Annotated in this window: 10 protein-coding genes and 1 tRNA gene; 7 read left to right on the top strand and 4 right to left on the bottom strand. The window is 36.3% G+C overall.

Annotated features, from left to right (window positions below; translation table 11 throughout):
- Nucleotides 1-183 precede the first annotated feature (183 nt).
- From BLT04_RS00005 to BLT04_RS00015, 3 genes are all read right to left on the bottom strand, one after another.
- Nucleotides 184-1,752: a type I restriction-modification system subunit M gene (locus BLT04_RS00005; protein WP_089752443.1), complete on the bottom strand. Its 1,569-nt coding sequence runs from the start codon at nucleotides 1,750-1,752 to the stop codon at nucleotides 184-186.
- A gap of 321 nt (nucleotides 1,753-2,073) precedes the next feature.
- A tRNA-Ser gene (locus tag BLT04_RS00010) sits at nucleotides 2,074-2,161 on the bottom strand.
- Between the two features lie 105 nt (nucleotides 2,162-2,266).
- On the bottom strand, nucleotides 2,267-3,994 hold the full coding sequence (locus tag BLT04_RS00015) for an SNIPE associated domain-containing protein (protein ID WP_089752445.1): 1,728 nt from the start codon (nucleotides 3,992-3,994) through the stop codon (nucleotides 2,267-2,269).
- Between the two features lie 210 nt (nucleotides 3,995-4,204).
- Here BLT04_RS00015 and BLT04_RS00020 point away from each other — a divergent pair, with 210 nt between their 5' ends.
- From BLT04_RS00020 to BLT04_RS00035, 4 genes are all read left to right on the top strand, one after another.
- Entirely contained in the window at nucleotides 4,205-7,015 is a 2,811-nt protein-coding gene (locus BLT04_RS00020) for a TonB-dependent receptor (RefSeq protein ID WP_089752447.1), read from the top strand.
- 33 nt (nucleotides 7,016-7,048) lie between these two features.
- Nucleotides 7,049-8,074: a phytase gene (locus BLT04_RS00025; protein ID WP_089752449.1), complete on the top strand. Its 1,026-nt coding sequence runs from the start codon at nucleotides 7,049-7,051 to the stop codon at nucleotides 8,072-8,074.
- 210 nt (nucleotides 8,075-8,284) lie between these two features.
- Entirely contained in the window at nucleotides 8,285-10,861 is a 2,577-nt protein-coding gene (locus BLT04_RS00030; protein ID WP_089752451.1) for a phosphatidylglycerol lysyltransferase domain-containing protein, read from the top strand.
- Nucleotides 10,858-11,553, top strand: a complete 696-nt coding sequence (locus BLT04_RS00035; protein ID WP_089752453.1) for an AcvB/VirJ family lysyl-phosphatidylglycerol hydrolase — start codon at nucleotides 10,858-10,860, stop codon at nucleotides 11,551-11,553. Before BLT04_RS00030 ends, BLT04_RS00035 begins: the two co-directional genes overlap by 4 nt.
- Nucleotides 11,554-11,687: 134 nt before the next feature.
- Here BLT04_RS00035 and BLT04_RS00040 read toward each other — a convergent pair whose 3' ends face one another.
- Nucleotides 11,688-12,800, bottom strand: coding sequence for a glycoside hydrolase family 88 protein (locus BLT04_RS00040; RefSeq protein WP_394331106.1), 1,113 nt, complete (start codon nucleotides 12,798-12,800; stop codon nucleotides 11,688-11,690).
- A 402-nt stretch (nucleotides 12,801-13,202) separates the two neighbouring features.
- Between BLT04_RS00040 and BLT04_RS00045 the strand changes: the two genes are divergently transcribed.
- From BLT04_RS00045 to BLT04_RS00055, 3 genes are read left to right on the top strand one after another with little or no spacing between them, the layout of a single operon-like run.
- Complete coding sequence (locus tag BLT04_RS00045) at nucleotides 13,203-13,646, top strand: sugar dehydrogenase complex small subunit (RefSeq protein WP_089752457.1); 444 nt, start codon at nucleotides 13,203-13,205, stop codon at nucleotides 13,644-13,646.
- Nucleotides 13,643-15,709, top strand: coding sequence for a GMC oxidoreductase (locus BLT04_RS00050; RefSeq protein WP_089752459.1), 2,067 nt, complete (start codon nucleotides 13,643-13,645; stop codon nucleotides 15,707-15,709). The genes BLT04_RS00045 and BLT04_RS00050 overlap by 4 nt, the downstream gene beginning before the upstream one ends.
- A 3-nt stretch (nucleotides 15,710-15,712) precedes the next feature.
- The gene (locus BLT04_RS00055; protein WP_089752461.1) at nucleotides 15,713-17,188 is read left to right on the top strand and encodes a ferritin-like domain-containing protein; all 1,476 of its coding nucleotides are present in this window, start codon (nucleotides 15,713-15,715) and stop codon (nucleotides 17,186-17,188) included.
- Nucleotides 17,189-17,192: the final 4 nt, after the last annotated feature.

Consider the following 17,192-nt stretch of genomic DNA (forward strand, 5'->3'; position numbering starts at 1 on the left):
GTTGCAATTTCTCCCAGTCTTTTAGTTTCCCATTTTTCAATCCCAAATTCAGTAAATCTGAGCTTTGGAATCCCTAAGTCACCTGAATTAGGAAAATTCTTTACACTTTTATTTTCTTCTGTCATCTTGATAATTTATTTGTTAAAATTCTAAACCTTGAGGATTTTACTAAGTCAAAAAAAATTAGCTTACTAATCCCAATTCTTTTAAATAAATTTCAATTTCAGAATCCAGTTGAGAACGCTTAGCTTCAAGTTCCTTAATTTCAGCCATTACCGCCTGAATATCAATTTCCTCTTCTTCCTCAAAAGTGTCAACGTAGCGAGGAATATTTAAGTTGTAATCATTATCTGCGACTTCCTGCAACGTCGCTTTATGACTGAACTTTTCAATAACAGTGCGGTTTTGGTAAGTATCAACAATTTTATTGATATGAGTGTTGAGCAAGACATTTTGGTTTTTCTGCTTTTCAAACTCTTTGCTCGCATCAACAAACAAAATATCTTCATCCGCTTCACGACATTTTTTAAATATTAAAATACAGGTCGGAATGCTTGTTCCGAAGAAAATATTGGCAGGCAATCCAATTACAGCATCTAAATAATTCTTCTCTTTAATCAGATATTTTCGGATGACTAGTTCAGCTGCTCCACGGAACAGAACACCATGAGGCATTACGACAGCCATAATTCCGTTTTCATCCAAATGATGAATCATATGCTGGATAAAAGCAAAATCTGCTTTTGAAGAAGGAGCTAATTTTCCGTATTGTGAAAATCTTTCATCCAATAAAAGAAGTTCATTAGAGCTCCATTTCGCTGAGAAAGGAGGATTGGCAACAATGGCATCGAATGTCTTGTCAAGATGTTGGGGCTTCTCAAGCGTATCTTCCTGACGAATATCAAAATTACTGTAATTGACCCCGTGAAGAATCATATTCATTCTTGCTAAGTTGTAAGTAGTACGGTTCATTTCCTGGCCGTAGAAATCGTTTACTTTCGCTTCTCTCGCTACACGCAAAAGTAAAGATCCGCTTCCGCACGTGGGATCATATACGGACTTTAATTGAGATTTTCGGCTGGTTACAATTCTCGCCAAAATAGTAGAAACCTGTTGCGGCGTATAGAATTCTCCGGCTTTTTTTCCTGCTCCACTGGCAAACTGTGCAATCAGATATTCATAGGCATCTCCCAGAACATCAGCATTGGTATCTGATAAATTGAAATCAATATCATCCAGATGGTACAGAACTTTTGAGATCAATGTATTTTTTTCATCTTCTGTTCGTCCTAGTTTGGAAGAAGTAAGATCCAGATCGTCAAAAAGACCTTCGAAATCATCTTCACTGTTTGTTCCTAATGTAGATTGCTCAATATTATTAAGGATTTTTGTAAGTTCAGCTAAGATAAAATTGGATTTACCTTCCTGTTTCTGATGTCCTTTTTTAGCAATATTACTGAAAAGTTCCGAAGGTTTCAGGAAATATCCTAAATCTTCAACAACTTCCTCATAAATGGCTTCTACAATTTCTTTTCCTTCTTCAGTATTTTCATCAACATCATTGTAATCAACATCTTCCCCTGAATCTAATAAAATTTTGTTAGCCGTAAAATGTATTTTCTCTGAAAGGTATTTATAGAAAATAAATCCTAGGATATAATCACGGAATTCATCCGCATCCATTTTACCACGTAAAGTATTTGCTATATTCCAAAGTTGCTGTTGCAACTGACGTTTCTGTTCTTCTGACATTTAATTATCCTTAAGGTTAATTCCCAAAGATAAAAAATGTTAAATGTATAGACCCTAAAAATAGCTGTAAATATTAAATTAAATGTTAGAAAACTAATAAAGATTATTTTTTTCTTATTTGTTTAGCGACAGGCTCCAATTCCCAGCAAAATCCAATATAAAAACCGACTTAAATCTAAACTGCTTGGGACCGATATTTACACACGAAGGCTCATCCTTATTTTTCAAGATCACAATGACAGGGTGGAAATACTATTAACACAAAAAAAACGCTGTAAATATCAATGTTTACAGCGTTTTAGCTTATTTTGGTTTCCCAACTGGCGGAGAGTGAGGGATTCGAACCCCCGGACCTGTTACAGTCAACAGTTTTCAAGACTGCCGCAATCGACCACTCTGCCAACTCTCCTGAGCTCGACGTTGCCGTCGTTTTCAGTGGTGCAAATATAGAAAGTTTTTTGTTTCCGGCAAAATGTTTTTTTACCTAGCTTAATTTTTTTAAATTTTATTAGATTTAAATTTCTTCAATAACTTCTTCTTCATAAACTACAGGATCAACAATTTCCTGATAATGTTCCCATTCTGCCTCAAGCTGTTTATTGTTTTTCATCTCTTCTTCAAGTTTTAAAGTTTCACGATACTGTCTTGCTTCTGCTATCATTGTCCATTTGCATTCTATTTCCATTGATTCCATATAATTTTTAACATCATTTATTTTTAATCTGAAAAATTCTTTTCTAGGATTAATTTTATTAAGCTGATTCTTTAAAAACCTTTTATGAAGTTGTCTTTCCAAGGCAGGAGCATCGGCAGAATAAATCATTGCATGTACGTCAAATTCAAACGGAACACTCGCATCTCCTAACTCACGAACACGATCTAAGGGCTCCAAACGTCTTGTCATGCCAATTTTATAAACATCTTCACCGAATGATCCTATATTTGAAATGACATAGACATTACCGGTTCTGGTTTGCTGTGCCATAGAAATTGCACGTTGATTTTTTTCTTCTGCCTGTTCAAGTTTCCCTTGTAATTCTTCCAATTTTTGTTGGAAAATCAATTTTTGTTCTTCAGTTGCTCTTGCAACCTGGGATTCTGCCTTTTCAATTAGCTTTTTTAAAGTTTGTTCCTCTTTTTCGGCTTCCTTGATAGCTCTTTCAAATTCTCTTCGAGCCTTTTCTTCTTCTCTAATCTGTTCTCTGATTTGCCTTTGCTCTTCCTGTTCTTGTGATCTTAATTCTTGTGCTACAACTGCCCATTTCAGTTCTTCTAATCTTGCATTATGATACACTTCAGAAATTCTTGCATTTCTAAATGCTTTTCCATTAAAATTCACCAATTGAAAAGCGTCTTCCATTTTCTGCTTTAAAATTCCATAATTATCTTTCTTAACGGTAGATAAAATAGAATCTACTTTGCCATTATAGGCGTCAATGACGAAATCAACAGCGGTAACTCTTCTCTGCTCATCCATATATTCACAAATTCCTGCCTGCCTGTTAACAATCATTATTTTATTATTCTGACGAAGCTTTTTAAGATTTTCTCCAGCTTCTTTATGACTGAAATCTTCCGCAAGACTGTCCAGCAAGGTATAACTTGGTATTAAATATTCATTACCATATCCTTTGATAACATTTTTCATAGCCTTAATTCTTTCTGCAATCTCATCAGCCTCTCTTAAGCTTCTATAAGCGTCCCCTCCTATTGTTTCGGCTTTATTTTCTGCGTTTTCTAGGATTCTTCTTGACTCGTTTAAGGCATTCTCATAAAGCAATTCTATTTCTCTCTGTTTCTTTTCGACAAATTCTTTTATATTTTTTCGGGATTCTCTTGCATTTTCCTGTGCATTGATCAGTTCTTGGTTAGCTTTTTCTCTTAATTTCAGACCGTCTCTTTCAGCCTTTTTCAAAAGATATTCGCATTCTATCTGCACATTAAGAATATCCTGGTATTTGCTTAATGCATCATTGTGATTTTTTAATTGGAGTATTTTATCGTCTGAGGTTCTTTTATCGATTTGAAGATTAGACAATTCACTTCTCAATTTTTGAATTTTATCGTTTAAAGATTTTTTATCAGACTGATAATTAAGTAATTCAGATTTTAATTGATTGATTTCTTGATTTAAACTGATGATCTGGGCATTTTTTTGAGCCAGCTCTTTTTTGATTTTGTTTAATTTAATAAAAGCATAAAGCGTCAAACAAATCAATAAAATAATTAATAAAGATTGCATGGTATGTTTTAAATTAGTTTTAAAGTTAAAGTACACAATATTATTTAAAAGCATACATATTTCTTTATGGGAAACCATAATTATAATAAATATTTATTTTCCACTAATCAATTCTTGTTAATAATTCCTTAAAGCAATCGTAACCTTCACTTCAAGTAATTTTCTTCTTAAGCCTTTAATTTTGTTCGAATTTAAATCTAAGAAAAGAAAGTGAAGAAAATTTTTACATCCGTTTTGCTTTGTGCATCAATTTATTTTTATGCTCAATCAGGTACCGTTTCAGGAAATATCAATGATGATTCTAAAATTGCATTGCCCGGAGCGAAAATTTCTCTGGCACCGGGAAATATTTATACAACTTCTGATGAACACGGAAATTTTGTTTTCCTCAATGTTCCTGCTGGAAGTTACACCATGAAAATAGATTATTTAGGTTATGGAACCCATGAATATGCCGTTTCTGTAGAACCTGATAAAAACACCAGGCAAAATATCGTTTTTGCAAGAAAAGAAACAACCATTGAAGAAGTTGTGGTTGCAGGAGCAACGCTCAGAAATCAGGCAAGAGCTTTAAATAAACAAAAGAATAACGCGAATATTACCAACGTCATTTCATCCGATCAGATCGGGCGTTTTCCGGATGCCAATATCGGCGATGCCTTGAAGCGCGTTCCCGGAATTACCATTCAAAATGATCAGGGTGAAGCGAGAAATTTAATCATTCGTGGTCTTGCTCCAAACTTAAATTCTGTAACATTGAACGGCGACAGAATTCCATCCGCTGAGGGTGATAACCGTAATGTTCAGATGGACTTGATTCCTTCCGATATGATCTCTACGATTGAGGTAAACAAAACGTTGACACCCGATATGGATGCTGATGCCATCGGAGGTTCCGTGAATTTGATTACAAGAGCTTCCCCGAACGGACAAAGAATTTCTGCTACTTTGGCAGGAGGTTACAGTCCGATCCGTGAAAAAGGAAATTATACAGCAGGATTGGTCTATGGAGACCGTTTTTTAAACAAAAAATTGGGTGCTGTATTCAGTTTTTCATATAACAACAACAATTTTGGTTCGGATAATATCGAGCCGACATGGGAAATTGCCGATGATGCCGCAAAAACTGCTTACATCAGCAAAATGGGAATCCGTTATTACAACGAGCACCGTATCAGACATAGTTTTGACTTGAATTTGGATTATGAATTTAATTCTAAAAACAAAATCTACGCTTCTGCAATGTACAATTTCAGAAATGATAAGGAAAACCGCTATGCTTTAGGTTACAAAATAAAGCCCGTTTACAGTGATGATGAAAGCGAAATTACAGGTTGGGAAGGCAACATCACAAGACAGAACAAAGGGGGAGATTTCAACAACGACAATACCCGTCTTGAAAGACAAAAAGTGCAGAATTATGCTTTAAGAGGTGAACATCTTCTGGGAACTAAAATTGATTTGGACTGGTCAATGAACTACGCAACAGCGAGCGAAAAAAAGCCTCACGAGCGTTACATCGAATTTGAAAATGAAGATCTTGCTTTTTCTTCCAATTTCAGCGATCCGAGAAGACCGATGATTACGCCGCTTACACCTGATAATCTTGGAAATTATGAATTAAGTGATCTTTCTGATGCGAATAGTTTTACTCAGGAAAAGGAATTTGGAGCTAAAGTTAATCTGCGTTTCCCGTTTTCTGTAATTGATGATCAAAAAGGGAGAATCCGTGTGGGAGCGCGTTTGCGTCTGAAGGAAAAAGAAAGAGAAAATGATTATTTTGCTTTTGAACCGATCAATGACATGGGAAGCTTGCTTTCTGTTCCGACGACTTATTTTGACGGACACAACTTCCAGCCGGGAAATTATGTCCCTGGAACCTTTGCAGCAGCTCCGTTTTTGGGTGGATTAGATTTATTTAATCCAAATTTATTTAATTCAGAATCAAAACCTGAAGAATTTCTTTCCGGAAATTACAAGGCAAAAGAAAATATTTACGCAGGATATATCCGTTGGGATCAGGATTTTAGTGACAAATTTTCAATGATCGTCGGAGCCCGTATCGAAAGCACAAAAATCGATTACACAGGAAATTACGTGATGGATGAGGAAGATTTGGTAGGAAAAATCAACAATACCAATACGTACACGAATATTCTTCCGAATTTGTCTTTTAAATATGTTCCCGTTCAGAATTTGGTGCTTCGTGCAGCATTTACAACCGCTTTGGCGCGTCCGAATTATTACGCTTTGGTTCCTTATTTAAATGTAATTTCTGGTGATGAAGCCGTTTCTGCAGGAAATCCGAATCTGAAGGCAACATACGCTTACAATTTCGATTTTATGGCAGAAAAATATTTTAAATCTGTCGGAATCCTTTCCGGAGGTGTATTTTACAAGAATTTAAAGGATTTTATATACACATATTCAAGAAGAAATTATTCTGCAAATGATTTTGCCAATGACTTTGCAGGACAAAACAACCCGATTCCTGCGGGAGAAAATAACTGGACCTTCACTCAACAAAGAAATGGAGATAATGTAGATATTTACGGTTTTGAAGTTGCTTTACAAAGACAATTAGACTTCATTCCGGGAGCGTTTTGGAAAGGTTTGGGAGTATATATAAATTACACTTACACGCATTCAAAAGCCAAAGGTATCACCAATGAAGACGGTGTTGAAAGAACCGATGTCGGACTTCCGGGAACGGCCCCAAATATGTTTAACGGATCGCTTTCCTGGGAAAATAAGCGTTTTTCGGCAAGAGTTTCCATGAATTATGCTTCTCATTATATTGATGAATTGGGCGGAAATGCTTTTGAAGACCGTTATTACGATAATCAATTATTCCTTGATGCCAATGCTTCTTATAAAATTACAAGTCAGTTGAGAATTTTTGCTGAAGCGAATAATTTAACGAATCAGCCGTTGAGATATTATCAGGGAATTTCGGACAGAACTGCGCAGGTTGAATACTACAGGCCGAAATTTAACCTGGGTGTGAAGTTTGATTTTTAATTAAACTTAAAGAAAAATATATCCATTATTTAAATGAAAAAAATAAAGTATATCATAGCTCTTTCCATTTTGCCGTTTGTGGTAAATTGTGTCGGGCAACACCAATTAGGAAAAAAATTACAGCCGACTGCAATTACAGAACCGGTTTTGCATGATACCGACGATCCCGCCATCTGGATCAATCCTCAGGATGCTTCCAAAAGCATCATCATCGGAACAGATAAAGATACGGATGGCGGTTTGTATGCTTTCGATTTGGACGGAAAAATCATTAATAAAGTTTTAGGGTTAAAACGCCCGAATAATGTTGATCTGGAATATGGATTTAATTTAAACGGAAAGAAAATCGACTTTGCAGCTGTGACTGAAAGGGAAACCAACAAGATAAAATTATATTCGCTTCCCGATTTAAAAGAAGTGGGAGAATTTACCGTTTTTGATGGCGAAACTGAGCGCGGACCGATGGGAATTTCAATCTATAAAAATCCGCAAACAGAAGAAATTTTCGTGATTGCAGGAAGAAAATCCGGACCGAGTGACGGCTATCTCTGGCAGTATAAATTATCTGAAAAAGATGGAAAAATTACTGGTAAAGTTGTCCGTAAATTCGGAAAATACAGTGGTTTGAAAGAAATTGAAAGCATTGCTGTAGATGATGAAATGGGCTATATTTATTATTCTGATGAAATGTTTGGTGTCCATCAATATTATGCAGATCCGGCAAAAGGAAATGAAGAGCTTTCAGTTTTCGGAAAAGGCGAATTTAAATCTGATGTGGAAGGTATTTCCATCTACCCTACGTCTGTAAACACCGGATATATCTTTGTTTCCAATCAGCAGAAAGATACCTTTAATGTGTATTTAAGAGAAAATCCGGCAAAAGGAAAAATTGCTGAAATTCCTGTTTCCACAAAGGAAAGTGACGGCTCGGAAGTCACCAACGCTAATCTCGGACCAAAATTTCCCAAAGGAATATTTGTAGCCATGAGCAACGGCAGGGTTTTCCATATCTATGATTGGCGGGCAGTTGAAGAAAAAATTAAAGCAAATATGAAATAACAAAAATACAGGATGCCTACACGTCCTGTTTTTTTATCTTTAAAATTTTCGTTAAAAAGTAAAAAAAGGGGTAATTCATTTCATATAATTAAAAAATGATAACAGTAAAAATTGTTCAGCAATAGCAGCTCTAGTTAAAATATAATTCATTACTAAAAGAATTTTATTTATTTTTATTAAAGGTTTTGCATATACTGCCTCAACACATTTATGAAGATCAATAAAATTTCAAAAATCATTAAACAGGTCGGCTGGAAAGAAGTTTTAGCCGTTATTATTTTACTGTTGGCATTTGTATTTTTCAGGAGCGAAAGACATGAAATGGCTTCCATTGGTCCGGAACTCAAAAATGCTGATGTATGGTGGATAATATCAGGAGTTGCATTAACATTTATATATGTTGCATTGCAGGGATTAATGTATGTAACAAGCTTTCGAAGCACAGGACTGGATATAAAATTACCCGACTCCATCGGATTATTTTTAAAGCGAAATTTTTTAAGCATTTTTCTCCCGGCCGGCGGTGTGAGCTCTCTGGCGTATCTTCCGAGAAATATAAGAACAAAAGGCTATAAATCATCTAAAATTCATCAGGCAAGTGCAGTGTATGGCTTTGTGGGATTGTTAACGGTGCTCATTGTAGGAATTCCGCTTATCGCTTATGCTGTATTTATCAATAAAAATTTTGGTGACAGCTGGATCAGTATTGCGGTGTTGACGGGCGTTCTTCTGCTTTGCTATTTTATTTTTATTTCATTCCGAAGAAAAAACGCTGTTTATCGGTTTTTTGAGAAAAAATTCCCTAAAATCATTCGTTCTGCTGAAGAAATTTTTAACAGTGAAATTGACAAAAAATATTTCTGGCTCACCGTTCTTGTTTCAATTGCTATTGAATGTTGCGGTGTTTTTCACCTTTTGATTGCGATGTACGCGTTTGGTGTCCCGGCTTCATTTTCTGCGGCGGCGATTTCGTATGTTGTTTCTGTTTTGCTTATGATTGTTTCTCCATTTCTCCGTGGCTTGGGAGCGGTAGAATTTTCCCTTACTTTTATTCTGGCTAATTTCGGATACAGTCATTCCAGCGGGTTGGGTGTTACGCTGGTCTATCGTTTTTTTGAGTTCTGGCTTCCTCTTGTATTAGGAATTCTTTCCTATCTCTGGAGCGGCAGAAAGCTTTTTGCGAGGGTGTTGCCTGTTTTTATGATCTTTTTATTAGGCATTATTAATATCCTTTCTGTGATCACTCCCGCGCTTGCCGACAGGATTCATATTTTAAAAAATTATCTGCCGCTGGAAGCGATTCATCTTTCTAAAATATTGACGCTAATTTCCGGCATCCTGCTTTTGGTAACTTCTGCAAACCTTTTCCGGGGTTCTAAAAGAGCCTGGTATTTTGCTGTTATTCTTACCATTACCTCTATTATTTTCAACCTTACAAAAGCTCTGGATTATGAAGAGGCTTTATTTGCAGTGTTTACGTTGGGGCTTTTGTTATACAGCAGAAAGGAATATATTTTAAGAGCAAAAAAAATGTCAATTCACAGAGGTTTCAGCAGATTTTTAGGAATTTTTGCCATTATTTTTATCTTTGACTGTCTCGCATTTTATTTTATCAGTGAAAATCATTTTGGAATTAATTTTACCAAAGAACAGGCGGTTTATTATACTTTGCATACTTTTTTGTTATTTAAAGATTCAGGGCTTATTTCAAATACTCCATTTGCCAGAGATTTTCAAAATCTTAATTATATTTTAGGTGCGGCTTTCTGGCTTGTCCTTATTTTTTCATTTTACAGAATGAATATTCATAAAGAAAAAGGCGATGCCGAAAACTCCATTAATGCAGAAAATCTCGTTAAAGAATACGGAAACTCTTCGCTGGATTATTTTAAGCTTACTCAGGAAAAGCAGTTTTATTTTTCGGAAGATTTCCAGGGTTTTGTGTCTTTCAGAACTGCCAACGGATTTGCAGTTGTGCTGGAAGAGCCAGTAGGTCCCGAAAATGATAAAACAGACCTCATCAAAGAATTTGATCTTTATTGTCAGAAAAATAATTTGAAAACCTGCTATTATCGTGTTGATGAAAGCGGATTGGTGCATTTTAATCCTTTAAAAAAACAAAAGCTTTTTATCGGGCAGGATGCGATATTGGATACTGAAAAATTCAGTCTGACCGGGAAAGACAGAAAGTCAATACGAAACAGCATCAACAGCTTGGAGAAATCAGGATATAAAGCCGAAATATTGTATGCACCACATTCAGAGGATATTATTGAGCAGATCAAAAAAGTATCTGATCTGTGGCTGACAGAATCTGATAAAAAAGAAATCGTTTTTGCAGAAGGAATGTTCGACCCCGAAACGGTAAAATCTCAGGATCTTATCCTTATTTTTGATGCTGATCGTAAGTGCGTGGCTTTCCTCAACATCATACCTTACTGTGCGCCAGACGAATGCAGTTATGACATGATCCGGAAAACAGAAGATGCTCCAGGCGGCAGCATAGATCTGCTTATCGTAAAATTAGTGGAATATGCCAAAGCCAAAGATCTGAAATATATTAATCTGGGAATGACCCCGATGGCTGGAATGCAGGAACCGAGCAATACAGCGGAAGACGTCTTACAATTTGTTTACCAGAGAGTTGGAAGCTTCAAATCGTATCAAACCCTGAGAAATTTCAAGGAAAAATATGCCGATACGTGGGAAAACAAATATTTGGTGTACAACAGTGATTTTGATTTAATACAAATTCCTGCTTCTCTTAATAAAGTTATGAAACCATGAAAGATTCATTCAAATTCATTTTGAAAATACTTTCTTTAACGGTATTTTTTCAATTTAATTCCTGTACATCATCCAAAGATGATTTCAACATCACTTCTTGGAATTCGAATACAGATAAGCCTATTATCTTTTATCTCAGCGGTGACGCGGGCTTTAATTCGTTCTCAAAAGGGCTTGCCAATGATTTTCATGCCATGGGTTATGATGTTTTCGGTTTAAATACAAAAAATTATTTCTGGAATAAAAAAACGCCGGAACAGACTTCTGCAGCGATTGAGAATTATATCAATAAACAGCTTCAGGGACGAAAAAATCAAAAAGTTATTCTGATCGGCTATTCTTTTGGGGCTGATGTCACGCCTTTTATTTACAATCATTTTACGGATGATCTTAAAAATAAAATTCAGCATGTTTTTATCATCGGGCCTTCAAAAACGACTGATTTTAAAATCCATCTTAATGAATATTTCGGGATGGAGCCAAAAGGCAGCTTATTGGTAACTCCTGAGATCAACAAAATGAATGGTGTTCCGGTAACATTGATTTTAAGTGATTTTGAATATGCTCATTTTCCATACAAAGAAATCAGTTTGCACCATAATTATCAGATGAAACATATTCCTGGAAACCATCATTACAGCGGAAATACGAAAATATTGTCCGGGTATATTCTGCAGGTTCTTAAAAAGTAAAAATTCAACTCAACAAACAAATTGTAAGAAATAAAATCTTACTTCACAAACAAATAATCAAATAGAAAACAAAAAGAAATACATCAGCATTCTTTATTATTTTAATAATATCTGGAAAATATTTAAATATTTTTCTATAAATACCAGTCTTTATATCTTTTTAATGCTTCTAAAAAATAATAATCGGCGTAGATCAACGGAACATCAATTTCAGAATTCAATGGAAGCCCGCCCGTGCTGTGCATCAATATAAAACCTCCGTTTTCACCCAATTTTGCATGATATTTTTCTCCGGACAGGTTGATTAACATTTGTTGGGCCGTTTCTACATAATTTTTCTTTTCATCACCTTTTGTGTATTGACCCAATTCCAGTAAAGCGGAAGAAATAATGGCTGCTGCCGAAGCATCTCTCGGAACATTCGGAATTTTAGGATCATTAAAATCCCAATACGGAATTTTATCTTCCGGTAAAGTAGGATTATTGAGAATAAATTTCGCTATATTTCGAGCCTGATTTAAATATTTTTCATCTTTCGTGAATCGATACATCATTGTGTAACCGTACAAAGCCCACCCCTGACCTCTCGCCCAAGCCGAAGAATCAGCATATCCCTGAAAGGTCTTTTTTCCTAAAACTTTGCCCGTATTTACATCATAATCAATTACATGATACGAACTGTAATCTGGTCTAAAATGATTTTTAATCGTTGTATTGGCGTGAGCAATGGCGATTTCTTCTGTCTTTTTGTTTCCTCCGTTTTGTGACGCCCAAACCAGCATTTCAAGATTCATCATGTTATCAATAATAACCGGACCTTTGAAATCTGCCATTTTATCCCAAGACAAAATCGCCTGCATTCCCGGACGAAATCTTGTGGAAAGCGACTCCGCAGAAGTAAGAATAATCTCTTTGTATTTTGGATCTTTCGTGATTCTGTACGCATTTCCAAAGCTGCAAAACATCATAAAACCTAAGTCGTGATCTCTTGTAAAAGTCTTGTTGGGTTCTATTAAACTCAAAGTTCGTTCCGCTTCTTTTCTGATGTCCGGATCTTTGGTCTGTTCATAAATCATCCACAACGAACCCGGATAAAAACCTGAGCACCACCAACTTATATCTTTCGTAATGACCTTTCCTTCCGAGGCTTTATATGATTGTGGCATTTTGTCTTCCGGAATGGCTTTCATTAAATATTTATATTGATTTTCAGCAAATTGAAACTCATTCTGAATCAATTCTGACATTTTTTTTTCGCTGTTTTGAGCATTAAATCCAATACTTAAAACCGTAAAACCGACAATGATTAGTTGTTGTAAAGCCATGTGAATTAAATTATAAACAATTTAACAAAATTTCTTGAAATCCTAATGTAGAGAAATATTATTTAGTCTAAAATAAAAAATTAATCAATATAAATTTTTTCCCATATTAGTGATAAAATATGTAAATTTAAAAGAGAAAAATTCATCTCAGCCATTATCTAGATTCATTTTAAATAACATTAAAGAAGCATAATTAAGTATAAATACTGAAATTAAAATAATTCCGTCTAATTACTTTTGAATAAACAAAAAACCGATAATTATGGGCAATTAATATAAATGATAATCTCATTTTAAAAACTTTAACCATCAAACTTAAACGATATGATTATTAACAAAATCCTCAACGTCGATGATTATTATTACGACGTGTTTATGTCGATTTCAGAATCACTTACGGGTTTTTCTGTAAACGAACTGCAATCTACCGGCCTGGCAGATATCTATTACAAACACATTTTAGGTCAGATAGAAGCCGCCACTTTCATTGAATTTCTGAATACTTCAAAAACGATCCTTGAAAATTCTTACAGTCAGGATCAGTTGAATAATGCAATTAATGCAGAGATCATAGCCGATCCCGGAATGCAGGATATGGCCAATAACATCATCACCATGTGGTATCTCGGCACTTGGGAAGGCGCCTATGTAAACGATTTATCGTACAAAGAAGGTCTTGTCTGGAACATCATGCATGCTCATCCACCAGGAGCAAAACAGCCAGGCTTCAAATCGTGGGGCGTTAAACCTGTAAACAGCAACTCATGAGCCAGCAAAACAACAGCCTACCGAAAAAAGACGTGATCATTGTAGGAACGGGGATCGCAGGATCATTGATCGCCAAACTTTTGACCGATCATGTATTTGATACAAAAAAAGGTAAAATGGTTTATCGCGCGGAAGTCGATCAACCTGAAGATGCCAAAGAATTGTCTGTTTTAATGTTTGAAGCTGGCCTGGAAGCTGGATTGGAACTGGATTCAGCGTCATCATTGACGACTTACAACGAATACATCCGTAAATTTTATATGGAGGAAGCCAAAGTCCCGAATTCTCCTTACCCGAACCTGAAACAGGCTCCATCACCGGACGTTTTGGATATGACGCCGATTATCCCGCCGTTTCCGGATAAAAAAGGATATTTGGTGCAGTTTGGCCCGATGCCGTTTGCAAGTGATGCAATCAGAATCGGTGGCGGAACTACCCTTCACTGGCTGGGAACAACGCCGAGAATGCTTCCCAATGACTTTTATTTAAAGGAAAAATACGGAAGAGCGATGGATTGGCCCATCAATTACGACATTTTAAAACCGTATTATGAAATGGCTGAATTTGAAATCGGTGTTTCAGGAAATGTTGCAGCACAGGAATATCCGATCTCGGAAAGCATGGAAGAATATTATGGCAAAGATTATGTTTTTCCGATGGAAGAAATTCCGCAAAGTTATATGGATCAAAGGATTATTGACGGACTTGCAGGAACCAGTGTTCAGTTAAATTTTGAAAACTTTCCTTTAACGATGGTTCCTTCTCCTCAGGGAAGAAATTCTACGCCAAATCCTCTTTATGGCAAATCAAAAATAATTAAGGCTGAAAATACAGATTCAGGTTATAAGTTATCATTGAAAAACATTGAAAAAGAAGAATATAAAGCGCTGGGCTCTATCTGGAATCCTTATATGGGAGAACGTTGCGAAGGAAATGCTTCCTGCGTTCCGATCTGTCCGGTTCAGGCGAAATATAACGCTTTGAAAACGCTGAAAAAAGCACTTTATAAAGTTAATAAAAACGATAATCTTCAGAGAAATCCGCATATTCAGGTTCAGGCACAAAGTGTGGTGTACAAACTGAGTGTTGATCAGGCAGATCAGGAGAAAATTTCAAAAGTTCATTTAAGAAGATATATTTCCAAAGAAAGCACAGACTTTATTGAAGAAGTTATTGATACGTCAGATTCTATCGTCATTCTTGCAGCCAATGCTTTTGAAAATCCAAAGATTTTATTGAATTCAAAATATTCGGTTATCGAAAACGGACAAAAAGTAGAAAAAACCGTTGCCAACCGAAGCGATCAGGTAGGAAGAAACCTAATGGATCACATGGTGATGCTGACTTGGGGATTGTTCCCGGAACCGATCTATTCGTACAGAGGTCCGGGTTCTACGACCAATATTTCGTCTTTCCGTGACGGGAATTTCAGAAGTGAATTTTCTGCATGGATCTCTCCGCTTGATAATTGGGGATGGAGCTGGCCGGCATTTTCTCCGGGATCAGATATTTCGGAATTTTTGGGACAAGGCTATTTCGGAGCAGAATTAAAAGAAGCGTTACAGGAAAGACTGACCAGACAGGTTTTATTCCATTTTGAAATTGAACAATTGCCCAATCCGAACAACAGAGTAACGATCAATGATCAATATCTGGACGCCTTGGGAATTCCTCGTCCTGTCATTAATTATGAACTGACAGAATACGAAATGAGAGCCATGGAACAAGCAAAAATGGCTTCCGATCAGATGTTTGCAAGGCTTGGCGTTGAAGATTTTACAACCTACAATGCTACAGACAACAATACATTTGTGTACAACAACGTAAGATATTCCTACAACGGAGCCGGACACATCGTCGGAACCCATAGAATGGGCACAACGCCGGATGATTCTGTGACCAACAGCTATTGTAAATCCTGGGATCACCCTAATTTATACATCGTCGGTGCAGGAAATATGACGACTTTGGGAACTTCAAACCCTACTTTAACCCTATCAGCATTCACGATCCGTTCGGTAGAATCTATTTTGGCTGATCTGGAAACTAAATTAAAAAACTAAACCATGAGACAAAGATTAATCAATAAAACAGAGCCTCAAGCTTTATTACAAGGCAAAAATACCATCGTTGCAGAAGCCATTTCATTACAATCCTTATTATTTGATTCAAAAATCAGCAAAGAAGATTGGCTGGAAGGTGTAAAATACCATAGTAAAACGCTGACCAGCTTATTATTAAACAATCAGATTCAAGAATTTAATCAATATCTGAGCTCGCAGTTTGGTTCTGAAGTCGTGCAGCCAGCCAGTCTTGAAAAAATTGATGCAAAATCTTCTCCGTCAGTTGCAAAAAAAGGTTTAGTTGATCTGGATTATCGCCCTATTTTACAGGATCTTTTGCAAACGGCAATTCTTATCGAGCATTCTACAATTCCGCCTTATCTGACAGCTTTGTATTCAATTAAAGACGGCACAAATGCATCAGCTTCACAAATTATCCGAAGCGTTGCCGTTGAAGAAATGCTACACATGATCATGGTTTGCAACGTGATGAATGCCGTAAGTATTCAGCCTTCTGTCAACAGACCGCAAAACTACCCTACTTACCCGATGAAATTACCGATGAATGTTGATTTCTTCGTAGGTCTTGAAACTTTTTCGACGAACAGTATCGCGACATTTATCGCTATTGAAAGTCCGAGCAGCCCTTTGGTAAAAGCTCCGAAATCTGATTATATCGAAGAAAATCCTTCATTACTTTCAAAAAATACTGCAGAGCAAAATAATTTCTGGACGTTGGAGAATATGAAAGATTTTATCATGAAAAATGTTCATACGATTGGTGAATATTATGACGTTTTATTCTTTTATATCGTTGTTTTTCAAATTATTGCTTATTACAAAGCCAACGGAAAATTGCCACAAACTTTTGAAGAGTTAAATACGGGCGGAATTTTCACAGGAGATCCTGCAAAACAGATCCGTCCGGAACAATATTACGGAAGCGGCGGGAAATTATATCCGGTTGAAGCTTTGATTGGAGTGATCGAGGTTTTCCAGGAAATTAAGGGCCAGGGTGAAGGTGCAGATGATTCAATTTTTGATGTTGATCCGTCGCAGTTTGAAGAAGGGGCAGAATTGGCGCATTATTTCAGATTTAAGGAAGTTTTTCATGAGCATTATTATTTAGGTGGAAATTATGCACCTTTTACCGATGAAAACGGAATGATGCCTGTCACGACTCCACCAGTCGGAAAACCATTGCCTGTAGACTGGAACGCGGCTTATCCGATGAAACCAAATCCGAAAATGGCAGATTATCAGTCAAATCCGCAATTATATGCGCAGGGAAAAGCATTTAATCAAACCTATAAAAACTTATTAGATGCGATTCAGGCGGCTGTAGAAGGCAACGCGAAAGAACTGGAAAAATCAATAATGTATATGTATGCGCTGAAAGAACAGGCTATTGGGCTGATGAGCCAACCGTTGGATTCTCAATACAATGCAGGACCAACTTTTGAATATCCTGCCAATTAATTAT

The organism is Chryseobacterium soldanellicola (assembly GCF_900100115.1).
GTDB classification, from domain to species: domain Bacteria; phylum Bacteroidota; class Bacteroidia; order Flavobacteriales; family Weeksellaceae; genus Chryseobacterium; species Chryseobacterium soldanellicola.